The sequence below is a fragment of the Roseibium limicola genome (assembly GCF_017313085.1).
Taxonomy (GTDB): Bacteria; Pseudomonadota; Alphaproteobacteria; order Rhizobiales; family Stappiaceae; genus Roseibium; species Roseibium limicola.
The window spans coordinates 458174-484011 of sequence record NZ_JAFLNF010000001.1; the positions used below are offsets into that span (position 1 = coordinate 458174).

Sequence of the window (25838 nt, forward strand, 5' to 3'; positions counted from 1 at the left end):
TTGACTCAGTGAATAGCACAAAATGAGACACGTGCATCAAATTTTACTTGTTTTGAGGCACGTGTCTCATTTAGGCTGATGCCAACGGAGACATCCTGTCGAGGAGGGCAGGAGCGATCTGTTTTTGGGAGGATTGAAATTATGCATTCCAGACATTTTCTGATGGCGGGCACCTGTGCCTTGCTGCTCTCCGGCCTTGCCACAAATGCCGAGGCCGATGACTTGACCCTGTGCTGGGCGTCCTGGGATCCGGCCAATGCGCTGGTGGAACTCAGCAAGGACTTCGAGGCTCAGTCGGGCCATTCGATGAACTTCGAATTCGTGCCATGGCCAAACTTTGCCGACCGCATGCTCAACGAGCTGAACTCCGGCGGCAAGCTGTGCGATCTGATGATCGGCGACAGTCAGTGGATCGGCGGATCAGCGGAAAATGGCCACTATGTCAAGCTGAACGACTTCTTTGAAGCCGAAGACATCAAGATGAGCGATTTCATCGATGCCACGGTTGCCGGCTACTCGGAATGGCCAAAGAACACCCCGAACTATTGGGCCCTGCCCGCCTTCGGCGACGTGGTCGGCTGGACCTACCGCAAGGACTGGTTCGAGCGGCCGGAACTACAGGCCGAATTCCAGGAAAAATACGGCCGGGACCTGGACGCCCCGGAGACCTTTGCCGAGCTCAAGGACATCGCCGAATTCTTCCAGGGTCGCGACATTGACGGCACCACGGTCTACGGCGCCTCGATCTATACCGAGCGCGGTTCTGAAGGCATCACGATGGGCGCGATGGACGTGCTCTACAGCTATGGCTTTCTGTATGAAAACCCGGAGCAAGCCTATGACATGGAAGGCTTTGTCAACTCTGAAGGCGCCGTCGCCGGGCTGGAGTACTACAAGGAGCTCTACGACTGCTGCACCCCTCCGGGATCGTCCAACGGCTACATGAGCGAAGGCATCGACGCCTTCAAGTCCGGCCAGGTCGCCATGCAGATGAACTTCGCCTTCACCTGGCCCGGTTTCGAGAATGATGCCAACGTCGGCAACGGCAAGACCGGTTACTTCGTCAACCCGAAAGGCCCAAATGGCGACCAGTTCGCACAGCTCGGCGGACAGGGTATCTCGGTCGTGTCCTACTCCGAAAAGCAGGATGCAGCGCTTGAGTACATCAAGTGGTTCGCCAAGCCGGAGGTCCAGGCCAAGTGGTGGGAAATGGGCGGGTTTTCCTGCCTGAAGTCCGTCACCCTGGCACCCGACTTCCCCCAAAGCCAGCCCTATGCGCAGACCTTCCTCGACTCCATGGCGGTGGTGAAGGACTTTTGGGCTGAGCCGAGCTACGCCATCCTGCTGCAGGACACCCAGCGCCGCTTCCACGACTATGTGGTTGCCGGCAATGGCACGGCGAAGGAAGCCCTCGATGGCTTGGTGAGAGACTGGACCGAAACCTTCGAGGATGACGGCAAGCTCTGACCTGCCAGCCCTCCTCCGGGCGTGGCCGCCTTGTCGGCGGTCGCGTCCGGACCCTCAGAATGACGCTTTCGGACAAAAACCATGACCGATGAAACGACTGCCCGCACGTCCGCTGCTTCGCGGCGCCCCCCAGCGCGCGCGATCAAGGGGTTGAGCGACCGCGCGGTAGGCTGGATCTTCGTCGCCCCGACAATATTTCTGTTGCTGGCGATCAATATCTTTCCGCTGATCTGGACGATCCGGCTCAGCCTGACGAACTACCGCGCCAATCGCACCACGGCTGAGGTGTCGTGGGTGGGACTGCGCAACTACGAGAGGATCCTCACGGACCCCGACATCTGGAACGCCATGCAGGCGACCGCGCATTTCGTCATATGGACGCTGGTGCTGCAGGTCCTCATCGGCTTTACCCTGGCCTATCTGATCAACAAAAAGTTCAAGGGCAACGACCTCTGGACGACGATTATCGTGCTGCCGATGATGCTCAGCCCCGCCGTCGTCGGCAACTTCTGGACCTTCCTGTACCAGCCGCAGATCGGCCTTTTCAATTACTTCGTCGGCTTCCTGACCGGCGCCGATCCTTCATCCTTTTCAATGATCGGCGATGTGGCGCTTGCGCCCTGGGCGATCGTCATCGTCGACACCTGGATGTGGACGCCCTTCGTCATGCTGATCTGCCTGGCGGGCTTGCGGTCCATTCCCGACAGTATTTATGAGGCGGCGGAATGTGACCGGGCAAGCAAATGGCGGCAATTCTGGACCATCACCATCCCAATGGCCCTGCCCTTCCTGATGCTGGCCGTGCTGTTTCGCGGCATCGAGAACTTCAAGATGTTCGACCTCGTGGTCCAGCTGACCGGTGGCGGCCCTGGAAGCGTCACGGAACTGACGTCTATCAACCTCAAGCGCGAAGCCTTTGAGAAGTGGCGCACCGGCTATGCCAGCGCCTATGCCGTCATCCTGTTCGTGACCGTCTTCGGGCTCGCATCGATCTACGTCAAGGCCCTGAACAAGGTGAAGGAAAGATGAGTTTTTCTGTAACCCAACCGACCAGCCGTCAAAAGTGGTTCGCCGGGATCCTGGTCATCGGCTATGCGCTCCTGACCATCCTGCCGCTGCTCTGGATCATCGCTACCGGCTTCAAGTCGCCCTCCGATGCTATCGCCTATCCACCGAAAGTCGTTTTTGAGCCGACGCTGGAAGGCTATGTGAACCTGTTCACCACGCGCACCCGACTGTCACCGGAGGCACTGTCTGAAGCCGGTGCGCCCCAGACCTGGTATGACCGGATTGTCCGGCAATACGGCATGGTGATCTCCGGCCCGAGCCGCTATGGCGAGCGTTTCCTGAACTCCGTCATCATCGGCTTTGGCTCTACCTTCCTGTCGATTTTCCTCGGCACACTGGCAGCCTATGGATTCTCCCGTTTCCGAGTGCCGCTGAAGGATGATCTGATGTTCTTCATCCTGTCGACCAGAATGATGCCCCCGATTGCCGTCGCCATACCGATCTTCCTGATGTTCCGGCAACTCGGCCTGTCCGACACCCATCTGGGCATGATCCTGCTCTACACGGCCGTCAACCTGTCGCTTTCCGTCTGGTTGCTGAAAGGCTTCATCGACGAGATCCCCATAGAGTATGAGGAAGCGGCCCTCATCGACGGCTACACTCGCTTTCAGGCGTTCTACAAGGTGGTCCTGCCTCAGGCGGCGACAGGCATTGCCTCCACCGCGATCTTCTGCCTGATCTTCTCATGGAATGAGTATGCCTTCGCGGTTCTGCTCACCTCCGGAACGGCACAAACGGCACCGCCCTTCATTCCGACCATCATCGGCGTCGGCAAGGATTGGCCGGCAGTTGCCGCCGGTGCGACCCTGTTCCTCGTGCCGGTCATGGTCTTCACTGTTCTGCTGCGCAAGCATCTGCTCCGCGGGATCACATTCGGAGCTGTGCGCAAATGAAAACCATCCTTCACGACCTCACCCGTCTGCGCCGTGGCCCCTGGGAGATGGTGGCAACACTGCTGATTGCCCTTGGCGTCTTCATGCTGATGCAGCCCTTCGCTTTGTGGCTCTACAGCTACTCGTTTCTTGTCACGCTTGTCGGCACGGTGATGTTCATCGTCGTCAGCCATTTTCCGGAGTAGCCGATGGCCCAGATCAGAATTGACAATCTGCGCAAGGAATTCGGAGCTTTCACCGCGGTCCAGTCCTCGACATTCACAATCGAGGACGGCGAGTTCTTCATGCTGCTCGGCCCCTCTGGCTGCGGCAAGACCACGACACTGCGGATGATGGCCGGTCTGGAGCTACCAACGGGCGGCCAGATTTACATCGACAACGAGGAAGTCGGGCAGAAGCCGGCCAGCCAGCGCGATATTGCCTTTGTCTTCCAGATGTTCGCCCTCTATCCGCATATGAATGTCCGCAAGAACATCAGCTATCCGTTGATCAGTCAGGGGACGCCCCGGGCCAAGGTTCGCGAGAAAGTCGCCGAGGTCGTAAAGATCCTGAAGATCGAGGAGCTTCTTGACCGCCCGGTCGGCGGGCTTTCCGGCGGTGACCGGCAGAGGGTTGCGCTTGGCCGCGCCATCGTCCGCGAACCGAAGGCCTTTTTCATGGATGAGCCGTTGGGGGCTCTCGATGCGGAGTTTCGCGAGCATATGGCGGAAGAACTGCGCGCCCTGCACGACCGCATGGGCGCCACCACCGTCTATGTTACCCACGATCAGCTGGAAGCCATGCAAATGGGCGACAAGATCGTCGTGATGAACCACGGCGTCGTCGAGCAGTTTGGTGTACCTCAAAAGATATATGACTGGCCGGCAACCAAGTTCGTCGCCCAGTTCATTGGCTCACCGCCAATGAATTTTCTCGACTTCGATGGCACGGTTGAAAGGGGCGCGACCGGTGTTTGTCTTGGCAACGCGGACTTCACTGTTCCCGAGCAGCTTCAAAGCCACCAAGGCAAACTTTCGCTGGGCGTTCGGCCCGAGCACGTCAAACTCAGCGATGCTGCCCCCTATCGCGGCGAAATTCTCGCCAAAGAATATCTTGGGACCACCCAGATCATCACGTTGGCAACCGCGAACGGGTCACTGAAAGCGCGTATTTCCTCAGCTGACCCCGCCACCGTCGGCGAGACCGTCGGCATCGAACTTGATGCCCGCAAACTCAGCCTGTTCGACGCCACCTCCGGCCGCGCTCTTCTATCGACCGCAAACAAGGAGACCTTGCAAAATGGCTGAAGTCAGGCTCTCCGGCCTTTCCAAGATGTTCGGCACCACTGCCGCACTCGACAACATCGACCTGACCGTTCCCGATGGCTCTTTTGTCGTTTTGCTGGGGCCAACCGGCGCTGGCAAGACCACCATCCTGCGGATGGTCTCCGGCCTCGATACGCCGGATAATGGCGATGTCTATATCGGCGGGAAACCAATGGCAGGGCTGACACCAGCCCAGCGCGACGTCACAATGGTGTTCCAGCAATACTCGCTCTATCCGCACATGAATGTGCGTCAAAACCTTGAGTTTCCGCTGAAGTCACCCTTGCTCCGCACACCTCAGGCCGAGATTGACCGGAAGGTCAACGAGGTCGCTGAGATCCTGCAGATCTCGCACAAGCTGGACAACAAGGCGACAGCTCTTTCGGGTGGTGAAATGCAACGGGTGTCCATTGGCCGGGCCCTGGTCCGCAATCCGTCAGTCTATCTGATGGATGAGCCCTTGAGCTCTCTGGATGCGAAACTGCGGTCCGACCTGCGTATTGAACTCAAGAACATCCAGGCGAACTCCGGCGCCACATTGATCTACGTCACTCACGACCAAGTGGAAGCCATGACCATGGCAACCCATGTCGGAGTTCTGGACCATGGCCGTCTGGTCCAGTTTGGAACCCCACGCCAGATCTATGAGGATCCGGTCAGCATCTATGCCGCCAGCCGTCTTGGCCAGCCGCGGATAAACGTCGTTCCAGCCGACCTTTTCGGCGGAGCCCCGACAGCTGCCAGATCGATTGGCCTGCGACCCGAGCACATCCTGCAAGGGGAAGGCGAGGATAGCACCGTCAACCGAGTCGAACACCTGGGTGACCAGACCCGGCTACATCTCGATTACAAGGGGCATGATCTCATCACCGTGACCGACCCCCACACCGAATTGCAGCGCGGCGACCGGCTGCCCATCAGACCCAACAACCCCCTTTATTTTGACGCCTCCGGCGCAAGACTCGCCTGAGGGAGGGCCCCATGACACACTTCATGAACCGAAAAGAAAACCTCGTCACGGAAGCGATCGACGGCACGATTGCAGCAGCCGGAGGCGCCTTGTCCCGACTGGACGGGTATCCGCATATCCGGGTGGTCGTCCGGTCCGACTGGACCAAGTCCAAGGTAGCTTTAATCTCCGGCGGCGGATCCGGCCACGAGCCGGCACACGCAGGCTTTGTCGGAGCGGGAATGCTGACCGCCGCTGTCTGTGGCGATGTCTTCGCCTCGCCATCGGTTGATGCCGTCCTTGCCGCCATACTGGCTGTCACGGGACCAGCAGGCTGCTTGCTGATCGTCAAGAATTACACAGGCGATCGCCTGAACTTCGGGCTGGCGGCAGAACGCGCCCGCGCCTTCGGTCACCAGGTTTCGATGGTCGTGGTCGATGATGACGTGGCGCTGCCCGATGTACCGCAGGCACGCGGTGTTGCCGGAACCCTGTTCGTTCACAAGGTTGCCGGTGCGGTTGCCGAAAGCGGATCGGACCTGGAAACAGTCACAGCCGCTGCAGAAAAGATCATCGACAAGACCAGCAGCATCGGCATGTCGCTGGACACCTGCACTGTTCCCGGCTCACCCAAGGAGCACCGGATCCCAGAAGGCAAGGCTGAACTCGGGCTCGGAATCCATGGCGAAGCCGGCTTTGAACAGGTTTCCATTGATAGTGCCAGACAGGCCATGGCCGCCGTTGTCGACAAGCTCAAGTCGCATATTTCTGACAAACCGCACGTGGCGCTGCTGAACAACCTTGGAGCTGCTTCTGTTCTCGAAATGTGCGTTCTTGCCAATGAACTCACCCGGTCCACGATTGGCGACCGCATCAACTGGCTCGTCGGCCCGGCTTCGCTAATGACCTCGCTGGACATGCACGGGTTCTCAGTTTCATTGCTGGAAGTCGACAAGGACGATCTTGACCTGCTGAAGGCACCGACCAGCGTTGGGGCTTGGCCGGTTTGCACGGAACTCAAGCAGCCAAACATTCTTCCGCTACCAGATGGCCTTGCTCCGATCCGAGCCATGCCTTCGCCCCACGAGCCGACCCGTGCCTTCCTGACTTCCTGTTGCGAAGTGCTGATTGCCGCAGAAACCGACCTGAACGCGCTCGACGCAAAGTCTGGTGATGGCGACACCGGATCAACTCTGGCCAATGCCTCGCGGGCGCTCATCGACGCCATGGAGACCTTGCCACTATCCGATGCGACACAGCTCTACCGGGCCATCGGTCAGGAGCTGAGCCAGACCATGGGCGGCTCGTCCGGGGTGTTGCTGGCGATTTTCTTTGCGGCGGCTGGCGATGCATCCTCATCCGGCTTGCCCATGCGCGATGCGCTGATGGCAGGACTGGAGCGTATGCAGCAAATCGGCGGCGCAAATCTAGGCGACCGAACAATGGTCGATGCGCTTCATCCGGCATTGGAAACACTGGATCAGGGAATGGCGGTAGCAGCTGCCGCTGCTCGTAAGGGCGCTGATCACACTGCAACTTTGTCTCGGGCCAATGCCGGTCGCGCTTCCTATCTCAATGCCGATCAACTGGTCGGCCACAATGACCCGGGAGCGGAAGCGGTCGCACGCCTATTTGAGCATCTGGCAAGCTACGGGAAATAGGCTCTGCAGCGAAGATTTTCGGACTTTGGCCTGACGCCGTATCCCTGACCGGGAGGGCAACAAATACGCGCTCCCGGTCAGGCTAATTGTTCTGTTTGGCCCGGAGAATATCTTCCGGGCCGGATGACAGCTTACAGCTTGATCGGCGCCCGGACCTTCAGCTCCTGAAAGTCCTCAAGACCGAACCTGCCGCCTTCGCGCCCGTTGCCGGACTGCTTGTAGCCACCAAACGGCGAGCCATAGCCGGCATCCTGCCCATTGATGTGAATGCCCCCGGCTCGCAACTGGCTCGCAACCCGCTCCGCACGCTCGAGACTGCCGGTCTGCAGGTAGGCTGCAAGACCATAATCGGTGTCATTCGCCAGACGAATGCCCTCTTCTTCCGTATCAAACGGAATGATTACCAGGACGGGGCCGAAGATTTCCTCGCGCGCAATGCGCATCTCGTTGGTTACGTCAGCAAAGATAGTCGGCTTCACGTACCAGCCATCTTCCAAACCTTCCGGCTTGCCGAGCCCGCCAACCAGAACCTTCGCCCCTTCGTCGATGCCAACCTGGATCAACTTTTGAACCCGGTCATACTGGATCTGATCGAACAGCGGTCCAATGTGGTCGCCGATCTGCGTTGGTTCACCAACCGCTTGAGCCTTTCCGGCTTCGGCAGCAATTTCCAGAACTTTGTCGTAGCAGCTGCTTTCCACCAGCATGCGCGTCGGCGCGTTGCAGGACTGGCCAGAGTTGTGAAAACACTCTGCAATGCTCTCCGCCACACGGGTTTCCAGATCACAATCGGCAAAGACCAGGTTCGGCGACTTGCCGCCCAACTCCAGAGTGACGCGTTTGACGGTATCAGCAGCATCCTTGGTTACCAGAATGCCTGCGCGGGTCGAACCGGTGAAGGACATCATCGCAACGTCCTTGTGACGCGACAAGGCAGAGCCAACGGTCGGACCGTCGCCGAAGACGAGGTTGAACACCCCAGCCGGATAGCCCGCTTCATGCACCATTTCGGCATAGATCTGCGCCGATAGCGGCGTGTGCTCTGATGGCTTCAAAACGCAGGTGGAGCCGGTCGCCAGGGCAGGAATGACCTTCAGCGCGATCTGGTTGATCGGCCAGTTCCATGGTGTGATCAGACCGCAAACGCCAATTGGCTCGCGCGACAGGATATCGCCATTGGCAAGCGTCTCACGCTCTTCCGAGCTTTCAAGAGCTGCAATGAAGCCTTTGAGATGCCCGACAGCACAGTCGGCCTGCGACGCACGCGACATGGAAATCGGCGCGCCCATTTCCGTCGTGATGGCCTGAGCGAGATCTTCCTGACGCGCCTTGGAAACTGCCAGAAGCCGCTTTAACAGCTCGAGTCGCTCGGCTTTCGATGTCTTGGAAAAGCTCTCAAAAGCCTTTTTTGCAGCTGCTACAGCTGCGTTGACGTCATCCCCATTACCGAGGGACAGAACGCCAATCTGCGAATTGCTCGCAGGGTTCATCACCGGCATGGTTTCCGTCGCACTCGGGTCGACCCAGGCGCCGTCGATGTAAAATTTGTTGAGCGTGAACATGCTTTTCCTTCTTGATGTCACTGAACGACAGGAGTTTGCGCCATGGAGAGGTGCAGCTCCGTGCCGGTATACGGGTTTTTCGAGATGGCTTCATCATCCAGTTCAATGCCCAGCCCCGGAATCACAGGCGGAATGACATACCCGTCTTCCCAACGGAACGAACTCTTGACCACTGACATATAGGGACCCTCGAAGGTGCCTATGCTTTCGAGGATCAAAAAATTCGGGCAGCAGGTGCCAATCTGGATATTCGCAGCCGCAACCACTGGCCCACAGTAAAGGTGGGGAGCAATCTGCGCCTGTCGCGTTTCGGCCATTCCGGCAATCTTCTTGGCTTCCAGAAGACCGCCGACACGTCCCAGGTTCATCTGCAGGATCGACGCTCCACCGGCCTCCAGAACGCGGGCAAACTCATGCTTGGTACAAAGCCGCTCGCCGGTCGCAACCGGGATCGAGGTGAAGCGGGCGATCTCCGCCATATCCTGCGGGTTTTCGGGGGTGGTCGGCTCCTCGAACCAGAGCGGATCATATTTCTCCAGACGCCGCGCCATGCGCTTGGCGCCGGAAACCGTGAACTGACCATGGGTGCCGAACAGCAAATCCGCGCGGGTCCCAACCGCTTCCCGGATCCTCTTGCAGAATTGCTCACCGCGTTCCAGGTCCTCCAGGCGCGGCTGGTGCCCATCATAGATCGAATAGGGCCCGGCCGGATCGAACTTGACCGCTGTAAAGCCCTTCTCGACAGCCTGCAAAGCAACTTCGGCCGCCATGTCCGGATCATTGTAGACATTCGGCTGGGCCGGGTCCGGATAGACGTCACCTGCCTGAGGGTAGAGATAGGTGTAGCTGCGCAGTCGCTCGTGAACCTTGCCGCCAAGCAGTTCATAGACAGGCTTGTCCGCAGCCTTGCCTATGATATCCCAGCAAGCCATCTCCAGCCCGCTGAGCACCCCCATCACGGTAACATCCGGCCGCTGGGTGAACCCGGCGCCATAGGTCTGCCGCCACATCCGCTCGATATGGTGCGGATCGTTCCCCTCGAACTGCCGAGTAAAGACGTCGACCGCCATTGCCGCACAAAGATCCGGGCCAAAGGTGGCATTGTAGATCTCTCCCACCCCGGTGATCCCGCAGGCTGTCGTCAGGCGCAGGAAGATAAAGTACTGCCCCCCATGGCGCGGCGGCGGGTTGCCCACCACGAAAGTTTCGATTTTGTCCAAACGCATGGCACGTTTCCTTCCTGGTTGCGGCAGCGCTAGGCGCGCGCACTGCGGAGAATGTGTTGAACCGCACGAGCCGCCAACATCATCGTCGGGGCATTTGTGTTGCCGGATGTGATATTCGGAAAAGCCGACGCATCGACCACCCTCAAGCCTTTGACGCCGTGAACCTTCAGTTCGCTGTCCAGCACCGAATCCGCCGCATTTCGCCCCATCCGGCAGGTGCATGTTGGATGAAACACGGTCGACGCCCGTGCCTTGAAGTCTTCCATCAGCGCGTCGTCGCTCATCGTGATCGGGTCTGGTGTCCCTCGCCCCCTTGTCACATCGCGCAGGCTTTTCGTTTCAGCCAGCATCCGCACTGCCTTGGTCGCTTGCAAGGCTGCGTGGCGATCCTCTTCGGTTGCCAGCGAGTTGGGCACGATCAAAGGTGCGTCTGCAGGTGAGGAGGACGCAATCCTGATCTCGCCCCGACTGGTTGGACGGCACGGCTGAGCAGAGAGAATATAGCCCGGTGCGCTTGCGAGAATTGTCTTTCCCTCGGCGTTCACATGATAGTTCGCCGGATTGCAGAAGATCTGCACATTCGGCACGCCCTCGCCTTCGCCTGTGCGCACGAACCCGCCGACCTGGTTGACAGGCACGCTCAACGGCCCGCGCCGCATAAGCGCATACTGAACTCCAGCCATCATCCGCTGCAGAGGACTCCTGAAAATGTTGTTCAGCGTCGGCTCGGTTGCCCCGAACTGATAGGAAACTGCCAGATGATCCTGCAGTCCCTTGCCAACTTGCGGTAGTTCCTCCTGCACTTTCACACCGGCGGCCCGCAACACGTCAACAGGTCCAAGACCAGACAATTGCAGGATCTGCGGCGAGTTGATGGCCCCCGCGCTGACGATGACTTCCCCTTCTGCGCGTGCGGTCAGAGCCTTGTCGCCAACCCGGTAACGCACGCCAATCGCCCGGCCATCCGCCACCACCAGTTTTTCAACCAGTGCATTCGAGACCACCGTGAGGTTGGGGCGTTTGAGTGCCGGTCTGAGGAAGGCATCCGCCGCTGAGAACCGAAGCCCGTTACGAACGGTGCTTCTGTAGTAGGAGAGCCCGTTGACAGCGGAGCCGTTGAGGTTGGCAAGAACCGGCCAGCCCGCCTCTTCAGCTGCTTGCAGGAAGTGCCTGGAAAACGGGTTCATCTGATCGCTGAGATCACTCACCCACAGCGGCCCACTCCCGCGCTGAACCCGCCTGCCGTGTTCTGTCAACTCACTGTGGGTCTCAAGCGCCTCATAGGCGGATTTGACGCTGGTCCAGCCCCAGCCGGCCGCACCGGCATTTTCCCAATCGTCAAAGTCCTGCGGCAGGCCCCGGACATAAGCCATCGCATTGATTGAGCTGGACCCTCCGATCACCCGACCGCGCGGCCAATAGACGGACCTGGCGTTCAACTGTGGGTCCGGTTGCGCATGGTAGCCCCAGTTGATGCGAGCGTTCTTGAAATTGACGCCATAGCCGATCGGGACTTTGATCCAGAATTGCGCGTCGGAGCCACCAGCTTCCAACAGCAGAACCTTGAACTTCCCGCTCGCGCTGAGGCCCTCAGCCAGGACGCAGCCAGCGGATCCTGCACCAACAATGATGTAGTCGAAGCTCGCGTCGTCCATCTTTCCGCCCAAGCCTGAGAGTGAATTCCAGCTTAGAAAACGACGATTGCCCCACCTATCGCAAACAATCGCTCTTGGGTCTAAGGGGTGATTAATTTTGCAACTTACCCCACTTGATACGGCTGGAGTTAGGCTCCAGTCTGCGTAAAGATCTAATTTCCGGGCCCGGTCCGGCACTCTCGGTACAGGTCCATGACAAAACTCCCGCATGTCATTTGGCTCAGATCTTTTGAAGCCGCCGCCCGGCACAGCAGCTTTTCGGCGGCAGCGGAAGAGCTGAACCTCACGCCGGCTGCCGTCAGCCATCAGATACGCCTGCTGGAAGACCATTTGGGGGTGCAACTGTTCAAGCGACGTGCTCGCGGTGTGTCTCTAACGGATCTCGGTCAGGCCTATTCCCAGCCGATCCGCAAGTCCTTCCAGGAAATGCAGCACGCCACGCAAGGACTGTTTCAGGTCAACCGCAAGAAGCGGCTGCGGGTGCGTGCCTCGATCTCTTATGCCGCCCTCATTCTGGCGCCACGACTGCATGAATTTCAGAAGCTTCACCCTGACATCGAGGTAGAGTTGTCCACCGCCGTCTGGTCGGACCCGATGACCGAAAGCACGATTGATGCCGATATTCGGTATGGAATGGGAGACTGGGATAATCAGACCTGCTGGAAACTCAGTCATGAGTTCGCGACCGTCGTGTGTCACCCGGATTTTGCCAAGTCTCTCGGCTCGCCGCTGACGATCGAGAAGGTCGCCGCATCAGATGTTGTGCAGGTCATCGGATCGGAAATCGAATGGGTGCGCCTATCCGAGCACTTCGGGCTGAACCTGCCGCTTCCCGCCAGCAGCACAAAGGCTGATTCCGCTCTCATCGCGCTGCAATTGATTGCCAGTGGCACCGGCGCCGCGATCATCCATGAAAGCTTCGCCCAGCAATACATCGATAGCGGCCTGCTGGTTTCCCCCTTCGAGTACCGACTGCCCATGCGGCAATCCTACTTTCTGGCAATCAAGCACAACGACCTGGACCGCGAAGAGCTTGTCAAATTCCAGACCTGGATGACGTCCTTCCAGTAGCAGCTCGCATACTTCTCGGTACCCCCCAGAAACAACGAATGCCTCGCCGCAAAAGCGGGAGGCATCAGTGTGTTTCATAGCATTGATTTGGCTCTGTGACCCAAATTGAAGGTCAACATTACGGCATGAACTGGCCGCCATTGACCTCAATTGTCTGGCCGGTCAGATAGCCCGCCAACTCATCGGATGCCAGGAACAGATAAGCACCAGCACAGTCTTCCGGCGTGCCCAGTCGGCCCAGTGGAATGGTCTTGGCAATCCCCTCCAGCACTTCCGGCTTCGTATGCTTCTGGTGGAACAGGGTGTAGATGGTTCCCGGCGATACGATGTTGAAGCGGATACCCTTGCCCGCGTGCTCCTTGGCATATGTCTTGACCAGGTTCTGCACAGCCGCTTTCGACGCGGCATAAAGACTAGCCCCTGCACCACCGCCAAGCTGTGCTGCAACCGAGCCGGTCACGATCACATTGCCCTTGGATTTTTCAAGATGCGGAATGGCTGCAGCACATGTCGCGACGACAGACCGGACATTGAGGTCAATCACTTCATCGTAAAAAGCGTCCGTGATCTCGACCAGCCCCTTACGTCCGACAAGTCCGCCCGCATTGCAGACCAGCACATCAAGCTTGCCAAAGCGGGCAACAACAGCCTCAACCAGACCGCCTGCATTTGCCGTTGTGCTGACGTCCGACTGAAACAACTCGGCTTCGCCGTTGGCTGCGAGAATGTCGGCTCGCACTTCTTCGGCCTTGTTGGCGCTGCTGGCGTAGTTGATTGCAACCTTTGCCCCACGCGCGGCAAACGCCTTTGCTGCGGCAGCGCCAATGCCGGTGCTGGCGCCGGTGATCAGAACGACTTTGTCTTTCATGGAGATATCCATACTCGAACCCTTTGTGTCGATGTGTTCAAACTTTTGACTGTGCTTCGAAACGTGCCCTGGTTTCCGCATTCGGCGGATAGAGCCCGATGATACTCGCGCCGTTGGCAACCTCGTCCAGCACGAAGGCCTCGAAGGCCTCCATGCCCTGGATTTCCGCGGCGATTTCCTCCGCCAGGTGTAACGGGATGACGATCACCCCATCTGCGTCGCCGACCATCAGATCACCTGGAAAGACCGGTGCCGTGCCGCATCCGATCGGCACGTTCAGATCGATGGCGTGGTGCTTGGTCAGATTGGTGGGTGCCGAGGCGGCCGCACAATAGGCCGGCATCGACAGGCCACTGATCTCACGCGTATCGCGCAGCCCCCCATCTGTCACGATCCCGGCACAACCACGGTACTCGAGGCGTTTGGCCAGAATGCCCCCCGCGGAGGCCGCAGTCGCATCCCCGCGGCAGTCCATCACCAGAACATGGCCCGGAGGCACGGTTTCCACCGCAACCCGCTGAGGATGGCCCGGGTCACGGAAGACCTCCAGCTGATTCAGATCTTCCCGTGCCGGAATATAGCGCAGGGTGAAGGCCTGGCCGACCATGTTGGGCCTGTCGCCCCCCAACCGCCCAACCCCTTGGACGAAGTTGGTGCGAAGCCCACGCTTGTAGAGAAGAGTAGCAATGCTCGGCGTGGAAGCTGCCTTGAAGACATTCAAAATATCCTCAGACAGGTTTTCGACGGATGTCCGCATTTTGAATTCCTTCTTCTTAGAAATTTCAGTCAAAAAGAGCGGGCAATGTCAGAGAGATTGCCGGCACATAGGTGACGAGCAGCAAGGCCATTAACAGTGCCAGATAAAACGGCCAGATGGTCTTCAGGGCCTGCTCTATCTTCACCTTGCCGACAGCACAGCCGACAAACAGGCAGCTTCCCACCGGCGGCGTACACAAGCCCAGCCCCAGATTGACCAGCATCATTATGCCGAACTGGATCGGATCCATTCCGATCTCCCTGGCAATCGGCAGGAAAATAGGCGTGCAGATCAGGATCAGCGCCGCCATGTCCATGATCATGCCCAGCATCAAAAGCATGACATTGATCATCAGCAGAATGATGATGGGATTATCGGAAATTGTGACAAGCAGATTGGTCAGAAGCGTCGGCACCTGATACAGCGCCAGAAGATAGGCGAAGGCGCTTGCGAACCCGATGAGGATCATCACCATCGAGGTTGTGCGCACCGCCGAGGTTACCGCCGTAACGAAGGCCCGCCACGACAGCGACCGATAGGCAAAGACCGTCAGCAGCAATGCGTAAATTGCGCCGAACGCACCGGACTCAGTCACCGTGAAGATGCCGGAGAGGACACCGCCAACGATGATGACAGCCGTGATCAACCCTGGGATGGCGGCAGCACCTGCGACAACTACCGCACGCCACCCCGGAAACGGCTCCGCAGGATATTTCCGTTTGATCGCAACCGCATAAGCCGCGATCGCCAGACAGACGCACATCAGAATTCCCGGAACCACACCTGCGAGGAAAAGCTTGGAGATGGAGATCCCACCGCCGGCCGCCACCGCAAAGATGATCATGTTGTGGCTTGGCGGAATAACGATACCGGCAATCGATGAGGTCACGGTTACGTTGACCGCATAGTCGCCACTATAGCCTTTTTCCTTCATCACCGGGATAAGCAGCGAGCCGAGCGCAGAAATGTCAGCCACTGCGGACCCGGAAATGCCGCCGAACAGCATGCTGGAGAAAATGTTGACCGACGCCAATCCGCCACGGGCATGTCCGACCAGCGTCGAGGCAAAGCGAACCAGCCGCGCCGCGATGCCGCCGTGCAGCATGATCTCACCGGCAAAAACAAAGAAGGGAATGGCGAGCAGTGAGAAAACCGAAATTCCGGAGATGGTCCGCTGAAAGGTGATCAGCAGCGGAAAGCCTTCATAAAAGAAAGCGGAAGCAGCTGCGATCCCCATGGCGAAAGCGACGGGCACACCGAGAAACAGGCAGCCACTGAAAATGCCGAGCAGAATGGCAAGTCCCATGATCAAAGGCTCCTATTTTCGTGTGTGTCAGATGACGACAGCAGGAGAAGAATTTGCCGTCCGCCGCGCGCTCCGGCGAAAACAAAGGTGAAGGCGCCGCACAGAAATGCCGGCAAGGTTCTGAGGCTCTCCGGCACGTTGAGCATCGGCAGCTTCGTTGACCAGCCGAACTGCATCAGGTCGATGCAGGCAAACGCCATCACCAGACCGAACCCGGCCAAAATGAAATCGGCGAGCGCCGTTGCAATTTCGCGCCCAGGGCTCCCCAGCATGTCGCGAAAGAGTGTCACCCCGAGATGACTGTCCTCATGGACGACCGTCGCACTGCCGACAAACGTTATGTAGCCGACGAGCAGAAGCGACAATTGCTCGACCCAGGTCGGCGTTACGTTGAGAACGTAGCGTCCGAAAACCAGCCATCCGAAGACGACCACGAGCAAAACCAGTGAACAAGAGCTTGCGAGAAGGCAGAGATTGCTCAACGCGTTCAGAGCTCGAGCCACAGCACCAGTGGAATGAGACATTTTGGATATGTTCCCTACATGATACCGGCAAATGACCTGTGGCGCGCGCACTCGCCACAGGTCGCCTCAACCGACTTGGCTAACGGGAGCCTCAGTCCGCGTTACGGATGAGATTAACCAGGTCAGTCAGGTCGGGGTTCTCGGCCAGGAACTTGTCGTAAACCGGCGCCATGGCTGCCTGAAACGGAGCCTTGTCTGCGATCTGGTTGACCTGCGTACCACCAGCCAGAACGGTTTCCATGCTCTTCTTCTCACGCTCGCCCCACAGCTGACGCTCGAGCTCCGCGCTCGCCTTGCCAGCTGCCAGGACGATCGCTTGATCTTCCTCAGACAGGCTGTCGAAGGTCTTCTTGCTCATGCACAAACACTCTGGAATGATCAGGTGCTCGGAGATGGAGTAGTACTTCGCCACTTCGTAGTGATTTGTGGACTCATAGGATGGCGGATTGTTTTCCGCGCCGTCGACAACGCCCGTCTTCAGCGATTGATAGACTTCCGCAAAGGCCATCGGCGTGGCGTTTCCGCCCAGGGATTCGATCATGCCAACAAAGAGATCGTTGTTCATGACCCGGACCTTGAGTCCTTCGACATCCGCAGGCGTGTTGATCGGCTGCCGCGAGTTGTAGAATGACCGTGCGCCGGCGTCATACCAGCCAAGGGCCACAATTCCCTTTTTCTGCAATCCGGCGTCGATTGCCGCACCTGCGTCGCCGTCCATCAGCCGATACATCTGATCGACACTTTTAAAGATGAACGGAAGCGACACCACATTGGCTTCCGGCACAGCCTGACCCATCGGCCCGAGACTGAAGACGCCGAAATTAATGATCCCCAAGCGGACTTGCTCAATGGCATCCGGCTGCGAGCCCAGAACACCGGCATGATAGACCTTGCCCGCAATGCGGCCTTCGGTCTTCTCGCTGACCTCGGCCATGAACTGCTCCATGCCATGCGACACCGGATAGTCCTCGACATGGATGTTCCATCCGCGCCAGTCAGCGGCTTGCGCAACACTTGTGAAGCTCGACGGCAACGCCAGAGCCAGAGCTACGGCACTGACCCGGGCCAGGCCGGAGAGTGATGAAATCGAAGTCATAGGTTCCTCCCAGAAAAAACAACGCGCCCTCCAAAAGCGCAAAGAGATATAATCTCATTTTGATTTCTTCATCAAGAGATATTATATCTAAAAATGCGCAAGGGACTTTCAGGCTTCCTTTTTCTGGCCCGTTTGTCTTATTCTGCAGCCAGCGTCGGGAGTGACTCGATAAAGACTAAGGAGGATGGGCGCCTCAGGGAAATGACGGAGATGGTTCTCCGTTGTTTGACATGACCCGGATGAGCGCTCCACAAAACATGTCGTTGACGGAAAAAATTCAAACAAATCTTGGCGATAAGATCCGTGGCGGTGCTTACCACGTTGGCGAAAAACTGCCTCGTGAGAAGGACCTCGTTTCCACATATGGTGTAAGCCGCACGGTCGTACGCGAGGCACTGGCCCAATTGCGCGCTGAGGGGCTGATTGAGATCAAGCACGGCGTGGGCGCCTTTGTCTGTTCACAGACAACACCTGAAATGAAGATCCCTTTCCTGCCAGATAACCTTCAGAAGAGATCTGATCTCTTAGAGCTTCTGGAACTGCGAAAAGGGGTTGAAATTGAGGCGGCTGGACTGGCGGCCCTACGACGCTCGCCCGCACAGAACGAGCGCATTCAGGAAGCCTTTCACGATTTCAAGGAAGCCCTCCGCAACAACAGTGGCGCATCTGAAAAGGACTTCGAACTCCATCGAAGGATTGCTGAGGCGACGAATAACCGCTTTTACCTGGAATTCCTGGATTACATATCGCGCCAGGTCACCGTTAACGCTCCGCGATCCCTCTACGGTGGGGAGCAGTCGCGTCGGCTCGACCAATTGAATGCCCTTGAAGACGAGCACCGACAGCTGGTCGAAGCAATCCGCGAGCAGGACCCGGAAAAATCCCGATCCGCCATGCGCCAGCACCTCAAGGCCAGTGAAGACCGGTTCATGATCCTCAAGGAATAGCCCTGCCCAACGGATCAGAGGCTGAAAGCTTTGACGAAAGCGTCAACAGCGGCATCGCTGTCTGCCTGGGCCCAGGATTCCAGGGCCACCGGCCCGGCATAGCCCATGTTGGCCAGCCTCTTGGCAATGCCGGGGTAGTTGATCTCCCCAGTGCCCGGTTCAAGCCGACCCGGATTGTCGGCGACCTGAACTTCTCCAATCCACGGCAGGCACTTCTCGCACCAGCGCAGCAGGTCCCCGTCGCCGATCTGAGTGTGATACAGATCCAGATTGATCCGCAAGTGGGCCCGGTCAATGGACGAAACCAGCGCCAGAACATCGGCTGTAGACCCGAATGGGCAGCCCGGATGATCCATCGGGTTGAGGTTTTCAAGCACGAAGACCACACCTTCCTCCTCAGCCAGATCACAGATCCGGTTGAGGGTGTCGCGGGCTCTCAGCCACATCTCACCTGTCACCACCTGATGTTGCCAGATGGGGATCCCGCCGTCGCCCAGCCCCGTTCCGTGAAGGTTGAGCCGATCGACCCCCAGCCGCTTTCCGACCTGCGCGGTCTCACGCGCCGATTTCAGAAGCATCGCCGCGCCATCCGCATCGGCGAGCCGACCTTCAAGGTAGCCATTCATGATCGTGTAATCTGCCCCGACCTTCTCAAGCTTGCCGAGGTCATGAGCGGGAAAATTCCACAGACCGACCCCGAGCCCTTGTTCAGTCAAACGGGCCGCTCGCCACTCGATAGGCTTGTCGAGCCACAGCATTTCAGCACAGACGGCGAGTTGAAAAGCCTGAGGCATTCTGGTCTCCGATTTGCGGGCGTCGCGCCCTACATCATGTGTTCGACATTTGGCGCGGCAACGAACCGCCATTTGCGCAAGGGCCCGGCCATCACATTGAGATAGTACATCTCAAACCCGTGAGGCGCGCCGCAGGGGTGATGTCCACGTGGCACGCAGACCACGTCATGGTCGTGCACCGTCATCGTTTCATTCAGCTGGAGATCATCGGTGTAGACGCGCTGAATGCCGAAACCATTGGCCGGGTTCAGTCGGTGATAATAGGTCTCTTCCAGATAGGTGATCCGGGGGAAATCATCCTCATCGTGGCGGTGGCTCGGATAAGACGACCAATTCCCTGCCGGCGTAAAAACTTCTGTCACCAGAAGTGCGTCGCAATAGTCTTCATTCTCCATCGCGATGTTGTTGATGAAACGGGTGTTGCTCCCCTCGCCGCGCTGGGTCAGGGAAATGCCATCCGGTCCGATCCGCCGGGCTTCGTGTCCGGATTTTCCAGGTGCCTTGCAGACCGCCAACGTACAATCCGTTGTGGCGCTGGCAGTCCACTCCTGATCATTCGGCACATACAGACAATGCGGCGGTGTCTTTTCAAACACGTTCATCCGCTCACCCAATTCCCCCCACTGCTGTCCAGCGGCATCGAACGTCGCCTTGCCCTCAACCATCACCAGGATCACTTCATTGGTGCCGGTCACATCGGAAACGCTCTCGCCTGCCCTCAGTCTGTGAAGGTCAAAACCGACATAGCGCCATCCAGCACTTTCAGGTGTGATCTGATGCACTTTTCCATGGGTGCCAAAGGGACGTTTCAAGAGATCGGGCATGAGAAATTTCCTCAGTTCAAACCGGTTTCACGGGCGATGCGTTTCAAAGTGTGCAGTCCAAGCGTCTGGTATAAAAGCGGGTTGCGCGCGTCCGGGTCCTGTTCCGCCTCGATAACGATCCAGCCTTCGTAGCCATTGTCAGCCAGGATCTTCAGCAGAGGCGAGAAGTCCACCGTTCCTTCCTGATCTCCTGGAACCGTGAACACACCGGCGCGCACGCCGTCCATGAAGGACAGCCCCTCCCGCTCGACACGCGTACGGATCTCATTTCGGACGTTCTTGGCGTGGAAATGCCGAACCCGATCAATATGCTTTGCCAGAACGGTGGCCGGTTCGCCACCAGCGAAATAACAATGGCCTGCATCGAAAAGCAGCTTGGTCGCCGGGCCGGTTGCTGCCATGAAGGCGTCAATATCCTCAGAGCTCTGAACCACAGTGCCCATGTGATGGTGATACACCAGATCAATACCTTGATCGGCGCAAAACTGGGCGACCTCCTCGACCTTTTTGCCAAAGGCCTTCATGCCCTCGGCAGCCAGCGTTGGTCGCGTCGACAATGGCTTTGCCAATCCCTGGACCGAGTTGGACGTCTCGCAGACGATACAGACCTTGCAACCGTTGTGCTTCAACTTGTCGAGATGCGGTTGAATCGCCCGCTTTTCATCTTCAACGAAATGCGCCAGCAGATTCAGCGAATGCCAGCCCGAGATGAACTTCAAGCCATGGCTCGCCAGCAGTTGCTTCAGCGCTTCCGGGTCATCCTGCGGCCAGCGGTGGCCGTTCTCGATGCCGTCAAAACCGATCAGGCGGCCGGCTTCATCTAGAATACGCTCTGTCGGAATATCAACGCCAAGCGACTGGTCATCGTCATTCGCCCAGGCAATGGGGTTCGTGCCGAATTGAATCATTGTTTTTCTCTCCGAATGCGAAGGCTCAGTTCACCAATTGCTGGCGCTGCTTGTTGTCGAGATAGGCTGCATAAGCAGCCTTGAGCTTGCTGGTTTCACCGACCTCTGGCACCGCAACATCCCACCAGTGCCCGGCCGTGCCAAAGCCCGGACCTTCACTCGGGTCTGTCTCGATGACGATCACCGTGGGGATATCCCGGCCTTTAGCCAGCCTGATCTGAGTTTCCAGATCCGCGATGCTTTCGGCCTTGACCGCCTGCGCACCCATCGACGCCGCATGCGCGACATAGTCTATTTGCGGCTGTTGCTCGACGTTGCAATCCTTGTAGAGGTTGTTGAATTCCTCACCGCCGCATCCCTGCTGCAACCGGTTGATGCACCCATATCCACGGTTGTCCGTCAGCACCACCGTGAAAGGCACCTTGCGCATCACAGCCGTCGCCAGTTCCGAGTTGGCCATCATGTAGGAGCCATCACCGACGAAACAGATCACCTCACGGTCCGGCAACGCCAGTTTGACCCCCATGGCCCCGGCAATTTCATAGCCCATGCAGCTGAAGCCGTATTCCATGTGGTAGCCACCTTGCGACGGCTGCCACAAAAGCTTCAGCGCACCGGGCATGGTGCCGGCCGCACACATCGCGATGGCATCTTCGCCAGTCGCGCGTTGAACGGCACCGATCACCTCGCAATCCATCGGGCGTTCGCCCTCCGACACCTTGCGATCCCGGCAATGCTCGGTGACCGCTGCAAGCCAGTCCGCCCGTACCTGCGCATCGAAACCAGCCGCTTGATGATCGCCCAAGGCTGACGAAATCGCTTCCAGCGTGACCTTGGCATCGCCCATCACCGGCACGGCGCCGTGCTTCATGGCGTCGTAGGCAGCAACATTGATCGACACCAGCCTGCGGGTCGGATGTTTGAACAGGGCCCATGAGCCGGTGGTGAAATCCTGAAACCGTGTGCCAACACCAATGATCAGATCGGCCGCTTCCGCGACTGCATTCGCCGCCGCAGATCCATCAACACCGGCAGCCCCGAAATTCATCGGATGTGCTTGGGCCAGTGCCGACTTGCCCGCCTGGGTTTCGATCACCGGAATACCATGCTTGGAAGCAAAGGCCGCAAGCACCTCTTCAGCCTGAGAATAGATCACGCCACCACCGGCGACGATCACGGGTGATTTGGCCGCCTTCAACAGGCCGACAACCGCCTCCAGCTCCCGCGCATCGGCATGTGGGCGTCGGATGAACCAGGTTCTCGGCTCGAAAAACGCCACCGGATAATCGAAAGCCTCGGTCTGGACATCCTGGCAGAAGGACAGCGTTACGGGTCCGCAAGTCGCCGGGTCGGTCATGGTCGCTAGTGCGCGCGGAAGACAGGTCAGCAAGTGCTCAGGCCGAGTGATCCGGTCAAAGTATCGCGATACTGGCCGGAAACAGTCGTTGGCAGAAACCGTGCCGTCCTCGACATGCTCCACCTGCTGCAGCACCGGGTCCGGACGTCGGTTGGCAAAGATATCCCCGGGAATAAGAAGAATTGGAAGCCGGTTCACATGCGCCAGAGCGGCGGCCGTAATCATGTTGGTTGCACCAGGACCGATGGAGGAGGTGATCGCCATGGCGCGGGTGCGTTTCTTGGCCTTGGCATAGGCAATGGCGGCATGGGCCATAGTCTGCTCATTCTGACCGCGCCAGGTGGGGAAGTCCTGCTGCGCCTTTTCAAGCGCCTCGCCCAGACCCGCCACATTTCCGTGTCCGAAAATACCCCAGATACCGTCGATGAAGCGATCGCCTTCTTCGGTCAATTGCGCTGCAAGCCATTTGACCATGGCTTGAGCCGCTGTCAGTCGGACCGTTTCGGTCATCACAATCCCCCTTGATTACGTGGCCACTCAGCCTTTGCCCGTGCCGTATCCCAAAGCGAGCTTAGCCGTGCAAAGCGCTCCGCCATCAGGTCGACAGCAGCAGCATCGTTCATCTCGCCCTTGAGCCAGGCCCGCGCCGCATCGCCGAAGATCGTCCGCCCGACCGCAAACCCCTTGACCAAGGGAAAGCCTGCAGCGACCTCAAACGAGGCTGCCAGTTCGTCTTCCGGCGCATCAAGTCCCAGTACGACGATGCCGCGAGTGTTCGGATCATTTTCCTCAATGGCGTTGATTGTCTGCTGCCACGCCTCGGCACTGACCGACGGCTCGAGCTTCCACCAGTCCGGATAGACCCCCGCTGCATAAAACTGCCGAATGAGCTTGGCATTGGTGTGGTTGTCGACATGTCCCACCTTGGAAGGAATGATTTCGAGCAGAAACTCCAGCCTGTTGCGGCGCGCCGCCGTGAACAGCCGGTGAACCGTCTGTTCCTGCTGTTGCCGGGTTTCGTCATCGTCCTCCGGGTGACAGAACACCAGAAGCTTCACCACATTCTCACGAGCCCACTCCTTCAGCTGGCCACAGTCTGGGCCGAGCTCAGGCTCAAGTTCGATCGGCCGCGATCCCGGCAGCTCCGTTGGACGGCCGATCCACAGGCCCGACCCGGAAGCCCGATGCAACGCCGCTCGGCCAATGCGGTTGTCGCAGAGAATTCCATAGCCGGAGCGGCCGTCCTGCACACGCAGCGCAGCATCCAGACAGAGTTCCTTGAACCGCCCGGCTTTTTCCAGGGTATAGCCGTCCATCTGCTCCAGTTGGACCCGGTGGTCGAAGGCAAAGGTACGAACGCTCGACCAATCCCCATGGCGGTTGGTTGCCCAGTGGATCTGCTCAAGTTCTGTATCATTGCGCAGGTCCTTGCGGACGACACCACGCTTGAAAAAGAATTGGAGCTCCTTCCAGCTGGGGTAAGCGGGCGTACAGCCATGTCGCGACACCGCGAAGGCGCCACAGGCGTTGGCGTATTTCAGCGTGACAGGCCAGTCTTCTCCATCCAGCCAGCCTTTCAAAAGACCGGACATGAAGCCATCTCCAGCTCCCAGAACATTGAACACTTCGATCGGGAACCCCGGACCACTAACGCCCTGATCAAGATCGTCCGGGATGGCCCCTTCAAAGGCCGCAGCCCCCATCGGTCCGCGCTTGCACACCAACGTCGCTTTCGAGACCTGACGCACAGCCCGCAGGGCCGTCAGCGTATCCGTGGATCCGCCAGCGATGTGAAACTCTTCTTCGGTCCCGACGATCACATCGAAATAATGCAGCGTCTCTTGCAATTTTGACGTTACTTTTTGAGAGGCGACAAAGCGGCTTTCGCCGTCACCATGGCCGGCCACGCCCCAAAGGTTTGGACGGTAATCGATATCGAGCGCGGTCTTCAGGCCGCTTTCCCGCGCGATGCGCAGCGCCTTAAGTACGGCCTTCTCTGTCTTGGGATGGCTGAGGTGTGTGCCAGTCGCCACGACCGAGCGGGCCGACCGGATGAAGTCCGCATCTATGTCGTCTTCGCAGAGCGCCATGTCGGCGCAATTTTCCCGGTAGAAAATCAGCGGAAACTTCTCCTCGTCACGGATGCCGAGGATGACCAGCGCCGTCAGCCGCTCCGGGTCGGTCTTCACACCGGAGACATTCACCCCGTGGCGTTGCAGCTCCTCCAAAATGAAGCGCCCCATATGCTCGTCGCCGACGCGGCTGATGAGCCCGGACTTGAGGCCAAGCCGTGCCGTGCCGCAGGCCATGTTCGTCGGAGAGCCGCCGATATACTTGTCAAAGGACCCCATGTCCTCCAGACGGCCACCGACCTGTGAGCCATAAAGGTCCACTCCGGCGCGCCCAATGGTGATGACGTCGAGTGTTTTACCGGTCATTGTCCTGTCCAATCGTCACCGGCATCCCATTGGATCCGGCCATTGCGTGAATGATCCGCTCGATCTCGTAGCCTTGCGCAAAGTCGGGCCCTACAGCCTTCCCTCCGGCAATGGCTGAGCACAGGTCGCGCGCCTCAATTGTCTTTTGTTCGTTGAAACCGAAGTTATGCCCCGGAGCGGGACAAAAGGCTGCAAAGTCAGGCTGCTCAGGCCCGGACAGGTGACGTGTAAAGCCCGCCTCCCCTGCCTTGTGAACCCACAGCTCGTTCATGTTCTCCTGGTCGAACACCAGCGTGCCCTCCGTTCCATGAACCTCCCATTGCAGGCGGCACTTGCGCCCCCGCGCCACCCGCGACGTCGCGAAAGACCCTTGTGCACCGGAGACAAACCGCAGGAGGGCAAGTGCACTGTCTTCATTCTCAACCGCCTTGACGCCTTGCGGGGAAGGCCGATGAGGCACGGCAATCTGCGTCATAGCGGTCAGCTCTTGCACGGGCCCCATCAGGGCCAGCATATGACTCACGAGGTGGCAGCCCAGATCGCCCAAGGCCCCCAGGCCGCCTGCCTCGTGGGTCATCCGCCAACTCCAGGGGAGGGAAGGGTCAGCGGAATAGTCTTCGTCGTACACTCCACGAAAGGAGAGAAGCTTGCCGATGTCCCCGTCCCTCACCATCCTGCAGGCGGACTGAAATGCCGGATTGCGCAGATAATTGTAGCCAAGCATTGTCGCCTGCCCCCGGCACTCGGAAGCAAGGTCAGACATCGCCTTGGCATCTGAAAGCGTCAGAGCCATCGGCTTTTCCAACCAGACGTGCTTGCCGGCCTTCAGAGCGGCTTCTGCCATCTCCCGATGCAAACCATTTGGCGTGGTGATCGACACAACATCCACGGCCCGATCTGTGACCGCAGCTTGCCAATCTGAGCTGGCCCGCGAAAATCCAAACTGATTGGCGTGCGTGCGCGCCGCCTCATCGCTGACATCACACAGCACTTCGAGGCGCGGCCGCGCCCCACCGAAGACAGTGGCGATGTTGTTCCAGGCCATGGCGTGACACTTGCCCATAAAGCCAGTGCCGATCAGGGCCACGCCAAGGGAGGATTGGGGCATCTTGTACATGTGCGAACCAGGTTTGCGTTTTGTCAGAGGCCAGGTCAGACTTTTG

The 25838-nt window shown here is 58.6% G+C and carries 23 protein-coding genes; 9 read left to right on the forward strand and 14 right to left on the reverse strand.

What is annotated here, in order from left to right; all coding sequences use genetic code 11:
• The first annotated feature begins 162 nt into the window (after window positions 1–162).
• The 7 genes from J0X15_RS01985 (at window position 163) to J0X15_RS02015 (ending at window position 7342) form a co-directional block, all read left to right on the forward strand.
• Window positions 163–1467, forward strand: coding sequence for an ABC transporter substrate-binding protein (locus tag J0X15_RS01985; RefSeq protein ID WP_209015037.1), 1305 nt, complete (start codon window positions 163–165; stop codon window positions 1465–1467).
• An 81-nt stretch (window positions 1468–1548) separates the two neighbouring features.
• Window positions 1549–2496 (forward strand): carbohydrate ABC transporter permease, encoded by a 948-nt coding sequence (locus J0X15_RS01990; RefSeq protein ID WP_206937808.1) that lies wholly within the window; start codon window positions 1549–1551, stop codon window positions 2494–2496.
• Complete coding sequence (locus J0X15_RS01995; RefSeq protein WP_206937809.1) at window positions 2493–3428, forward strand: carbohydrate ABC transporter permease; 936 nt, start codon at window positions 2493–2495, stop codon at window positions 3426–3428. The genes J0X15_RS01990 and J0X15_RS01995 overlap by 4 nt, the downstream gene beginning before the upstream one ends.
• Complete coding sequence (locus tag J0X15_RS02000) at window positions 3425–3613, forward strand: hypothetical protein (protein WP_206937811.1); 189 nt, start codon at window positions 3425–3427, stop codon at window positions 3611–3613. Before J0X15_RS01995 ends, J0X15_RS02000 begins: the two co-directional genes overlap by 4 nt.
• A 3-nt stretch (window positions 3614–3616) precedes the next feature.
• Window positions 3617–4714: an ABC transporter ATP-binding protein gene (locus J0X15_RS02005; RefSeq protein WP_206937813.1), complete on the forward strand. Its 1098-nt coding sequence runs from the start codon at window positions 3617–3619 to the stop codon at window positions 4712–4714.
• Window positions 4707–5702, forward strand: coding sequence for an ABC transporter ATP-binding protein (locus J0X15_RS02010; protein ID WP_206937815.1), 996 nt, complete (start codon window positions 4707–4709; stop codon window positions 5700–5702). Before J0X15_RS02005 ends, J0X15_RS02010 begins: the two co-directional genes overlap by 8 nt.
• Window positions 5703–5713: 11 nt before the next feature.
• Complete coding sequence (locus tag J0X15_RS02015) at window positions 5714–7342, forward strand: dihydroxyacetone kinase subunit DhaK (RefSeq protein WP_206937817.1); 1629 nt, start codon at window positions 5714–5716, stop codon at window positions 7340–7342.
• 131 nt (window positions 7343–7473) lie between these two features.
• Here J0X15_RS02015 and J0X15_RS02020 read toward each other — a convergent pair whose 3' ends face one another.
• Genes J0X15_RS02020 through J0X15_RS02030 form a run of 3 tightly spaced genes read right to left on the reverse strand, consistent with a single transcriptional unit; the run spans window position 7474 to window position 11785 of the window.
• Window positions 7474–8904, reverse strand: coding sequence for an aldehyde dehydrogenase family protein (locus J0X15_RS02020; protein ID WP_206937819.1), 1431 nt, complete (start codon window positions 8902–8904; stop codon window positions 7474–7476).
• A gap of 17 nt (window positions 8905–8921) precedes the next feature.
• On the reverse strand, window positions 8922–10130 hold the full coding sequence (locus J0X15_RS02025; RefSeq protein ID WP_206937820.1) for a mandelate racemase/muconate lactonizing enzyme family protein: 1209 nt from the start codon (window positions 10128–10130) through the stop codon (window positions 8922–8924).
• Between the two features lie 29 nt (window positions 10131–10159).
• The gene (locus J0X15_RS02030; protein WP_206937821.1) at window positions 10160–11785 is read right to left on the reverse strand and encodes a GMC family oxidoreductase; all 1626 of its coding nucleotides are present in this window, start codon (window positions 11783–11785) and stop codon (window positions 10160–10162) included.
• A 192-nt stretch (window positions 11786–11977) separates the two neighbouring features.
• Here J0X15_RS02030 and J0X15_RS02035 point away from each other — a divergent pair, with 192 nt between their 5' ends.
• The gene (locus J0X15_RS02035) at window positions 11978–12856 is read left to right on the forward strand and encodes a LysR family transcriptional regulator (RefSeq protein ID WP_206937823.1); all 879 of its coding nucleotides are present in this window, start codon (window positions 11978–11980) and stop codon (window positions 12854–12856) included.
• A 118-nt stretch (window positions 12857–12974) separates the two neighbouring features.
• Here the strand turns inward: J0X15_RS02035 and J0X15_RS02040 are convergent, their stop codons facing one another.
• The 5 genes from J0X15_RS02040 to J0X15_RS02060 form a co-directional block, all read right to left on the reverse strand.
• Window positions 12975–13724 carry an SDR family NAD(P)-dependent oxidoreductase gene (locus J0X15_RS02040; RefSeq protein WP_231710240.1) on the reverse strand — a complete coding sequence of 250 codons (750 nt, stop codon included), beginning with the start codon at window positions 13722–13724 and terminating at the stop codon, window positions 12975–12977.
• 37 nt (window positions 13725–13761) lie between these two features.
• The gene (locus J0X15_RS02045) at window positions 13762–14481 is read right to left on the reverse strand and encodes a ribonuclease activity regulator RraA (RefSeq protein WP_206937827.1); all 720 of its coding nucleotides are present in this window, start codon (window positions 14479–14481) and stop codon (window positions 13762–13764) included.
• 25 nt (window positions 14482–14506) lie between these two features.
• A complete protein-coding gene (locus J0X15_RS02050) occupies window positions 14507–15787 on the reverse strand; it encodes a TRAP transporter large permease (RefSeq protein WP_206937829.1) in 1281 nt (426 codons plus the stop codon).
• A gap of 2 nt (window positions 15788–15789) precedes the next feature.
• Window positions 15790–16311, reverse strand: a complete 522-nt coding sequence (locus J0X15_RS02055; RefSeq protein ID WP_206937831.1) for a TRAP transporter small permease — start codon at window positions 16309–16311, stop codon at window positions 15790–15792.
• Between the two features lie 91 nt (window positions 16312–16402).
• Window positions 16403–17407, reverse strand: a complete 1005-nt coding sequence (locus J0X15_RS02060) for a TRAP transporter substrate-binding protein (protein WP_206937833.1) — start codon at window positions 17405–17407, stop codon at window positions 16403–16405.
• Window positions 17408–17646: 239 nt separating this feature from the next.
• On the opposite strand from J0X15_RS02060, the gene J0X15_RS02065 reads away from it, so the two are divergent.
• Window positions 17647–18354: a FadR/GntR family transcriptional regulator gene (locus J0X15_RS02065; protein ID WP_206937835.1), complete on the forward strand. Its 708-nt coding sequence runs from the start codon at window positions 17647–17649 to the stop codon at window positions 18352–18354.
• A 14-nt stretch (window positions 18355–18368) separates the two neighbouring features.
• Here the strand turns inward: J0X15_RS02065 and J0X15_RS02070 are convergent, their stop codons facing one another.
• From J0X15_RS02070 to J0X15_RS02095, 6 genes are read right to left on the reverse strand one after another with little or no spacing between them, the layout of a single operon-like run.
• On the reverse strand, window positions 18369–19148 hold the full coding sequence (locus J0X15_RS02070) for a TIM barrel protein (RefSeq protein ID WP_206937836.1): 780 nt from the start codon (window positions 19146–19148) through the stop codon (window positions 18369–18371).
• Between the two features lie 29 nt (window positions 19149–19177).
• Window positions 19178–19972, reverse strand: coding sequence for a 5-deoxy-glucuronate isomerase (iolB, locus tag J0X15_RS02075; protein ID WP_206937837.1), 795 nt, complete (start codon window positions 19970–19972; stop codon window positions 19178–19180).
• Between the two features lie 11 nt (window positions 19973–19983).
• Window positions 19984–20880, reverse strand: a complete 897-nt coding sequence (iolE, locus tag J0X15_RS02080; protein ID WP_206937838.1) for a myo-inosose-2 dehydratase — start codon at window positions 20878–20880, stop codon at window positions 19984–19986.
• A gap of 25 nt (window positions 20881–20905) precedes the next feature.
• The gene (iolD, locus tag J0X15_RS02085) at window positions 20906–22747 is read right to left on the reverse strand and encodes a 3D-(3,5/4)-trihydroxycyclohexane-1,2-dione acylhydrolase (decyclizing) (RefSeq protein ID WP_206937839.1); all 1842 of its coding nucleotides are present in this window, start codon (window positions 22745–22747) and stop codon (window positions 20906–20908) included.
• Entirely contained in the window at window positions 22747–24675 is a 1929-nt protein-coding gene (locus J0X15_RS02090; protein WP_206937840.1) for a bifunctional 5-dehydro-2-deoxygluconokinase/5-dehydro-2-deoxyphosphogluconate aldolase, read from the reverse strand. Before J0X15_RS02090 ends, iolD begins: the two co-directional genes overlap by 1 nt.
• Window positions 24665–25783 (reverse strand): Gfo/Idh/MocA family protein, encoded by a 1119-nt coding sequence (locus J0X15_RS02095; RefSeq protein WP_331461862.1) that lies wholly within the window; start codon window positions 25781–25783, stop codon window positions 24665–24667. Before J0X15_RS02095 ends, J0X15_RS02090 begins: the two co-directional genes overlap by 11 nt.
• Window positions 25784–25838: the final 55 nt, after the last annotated feature.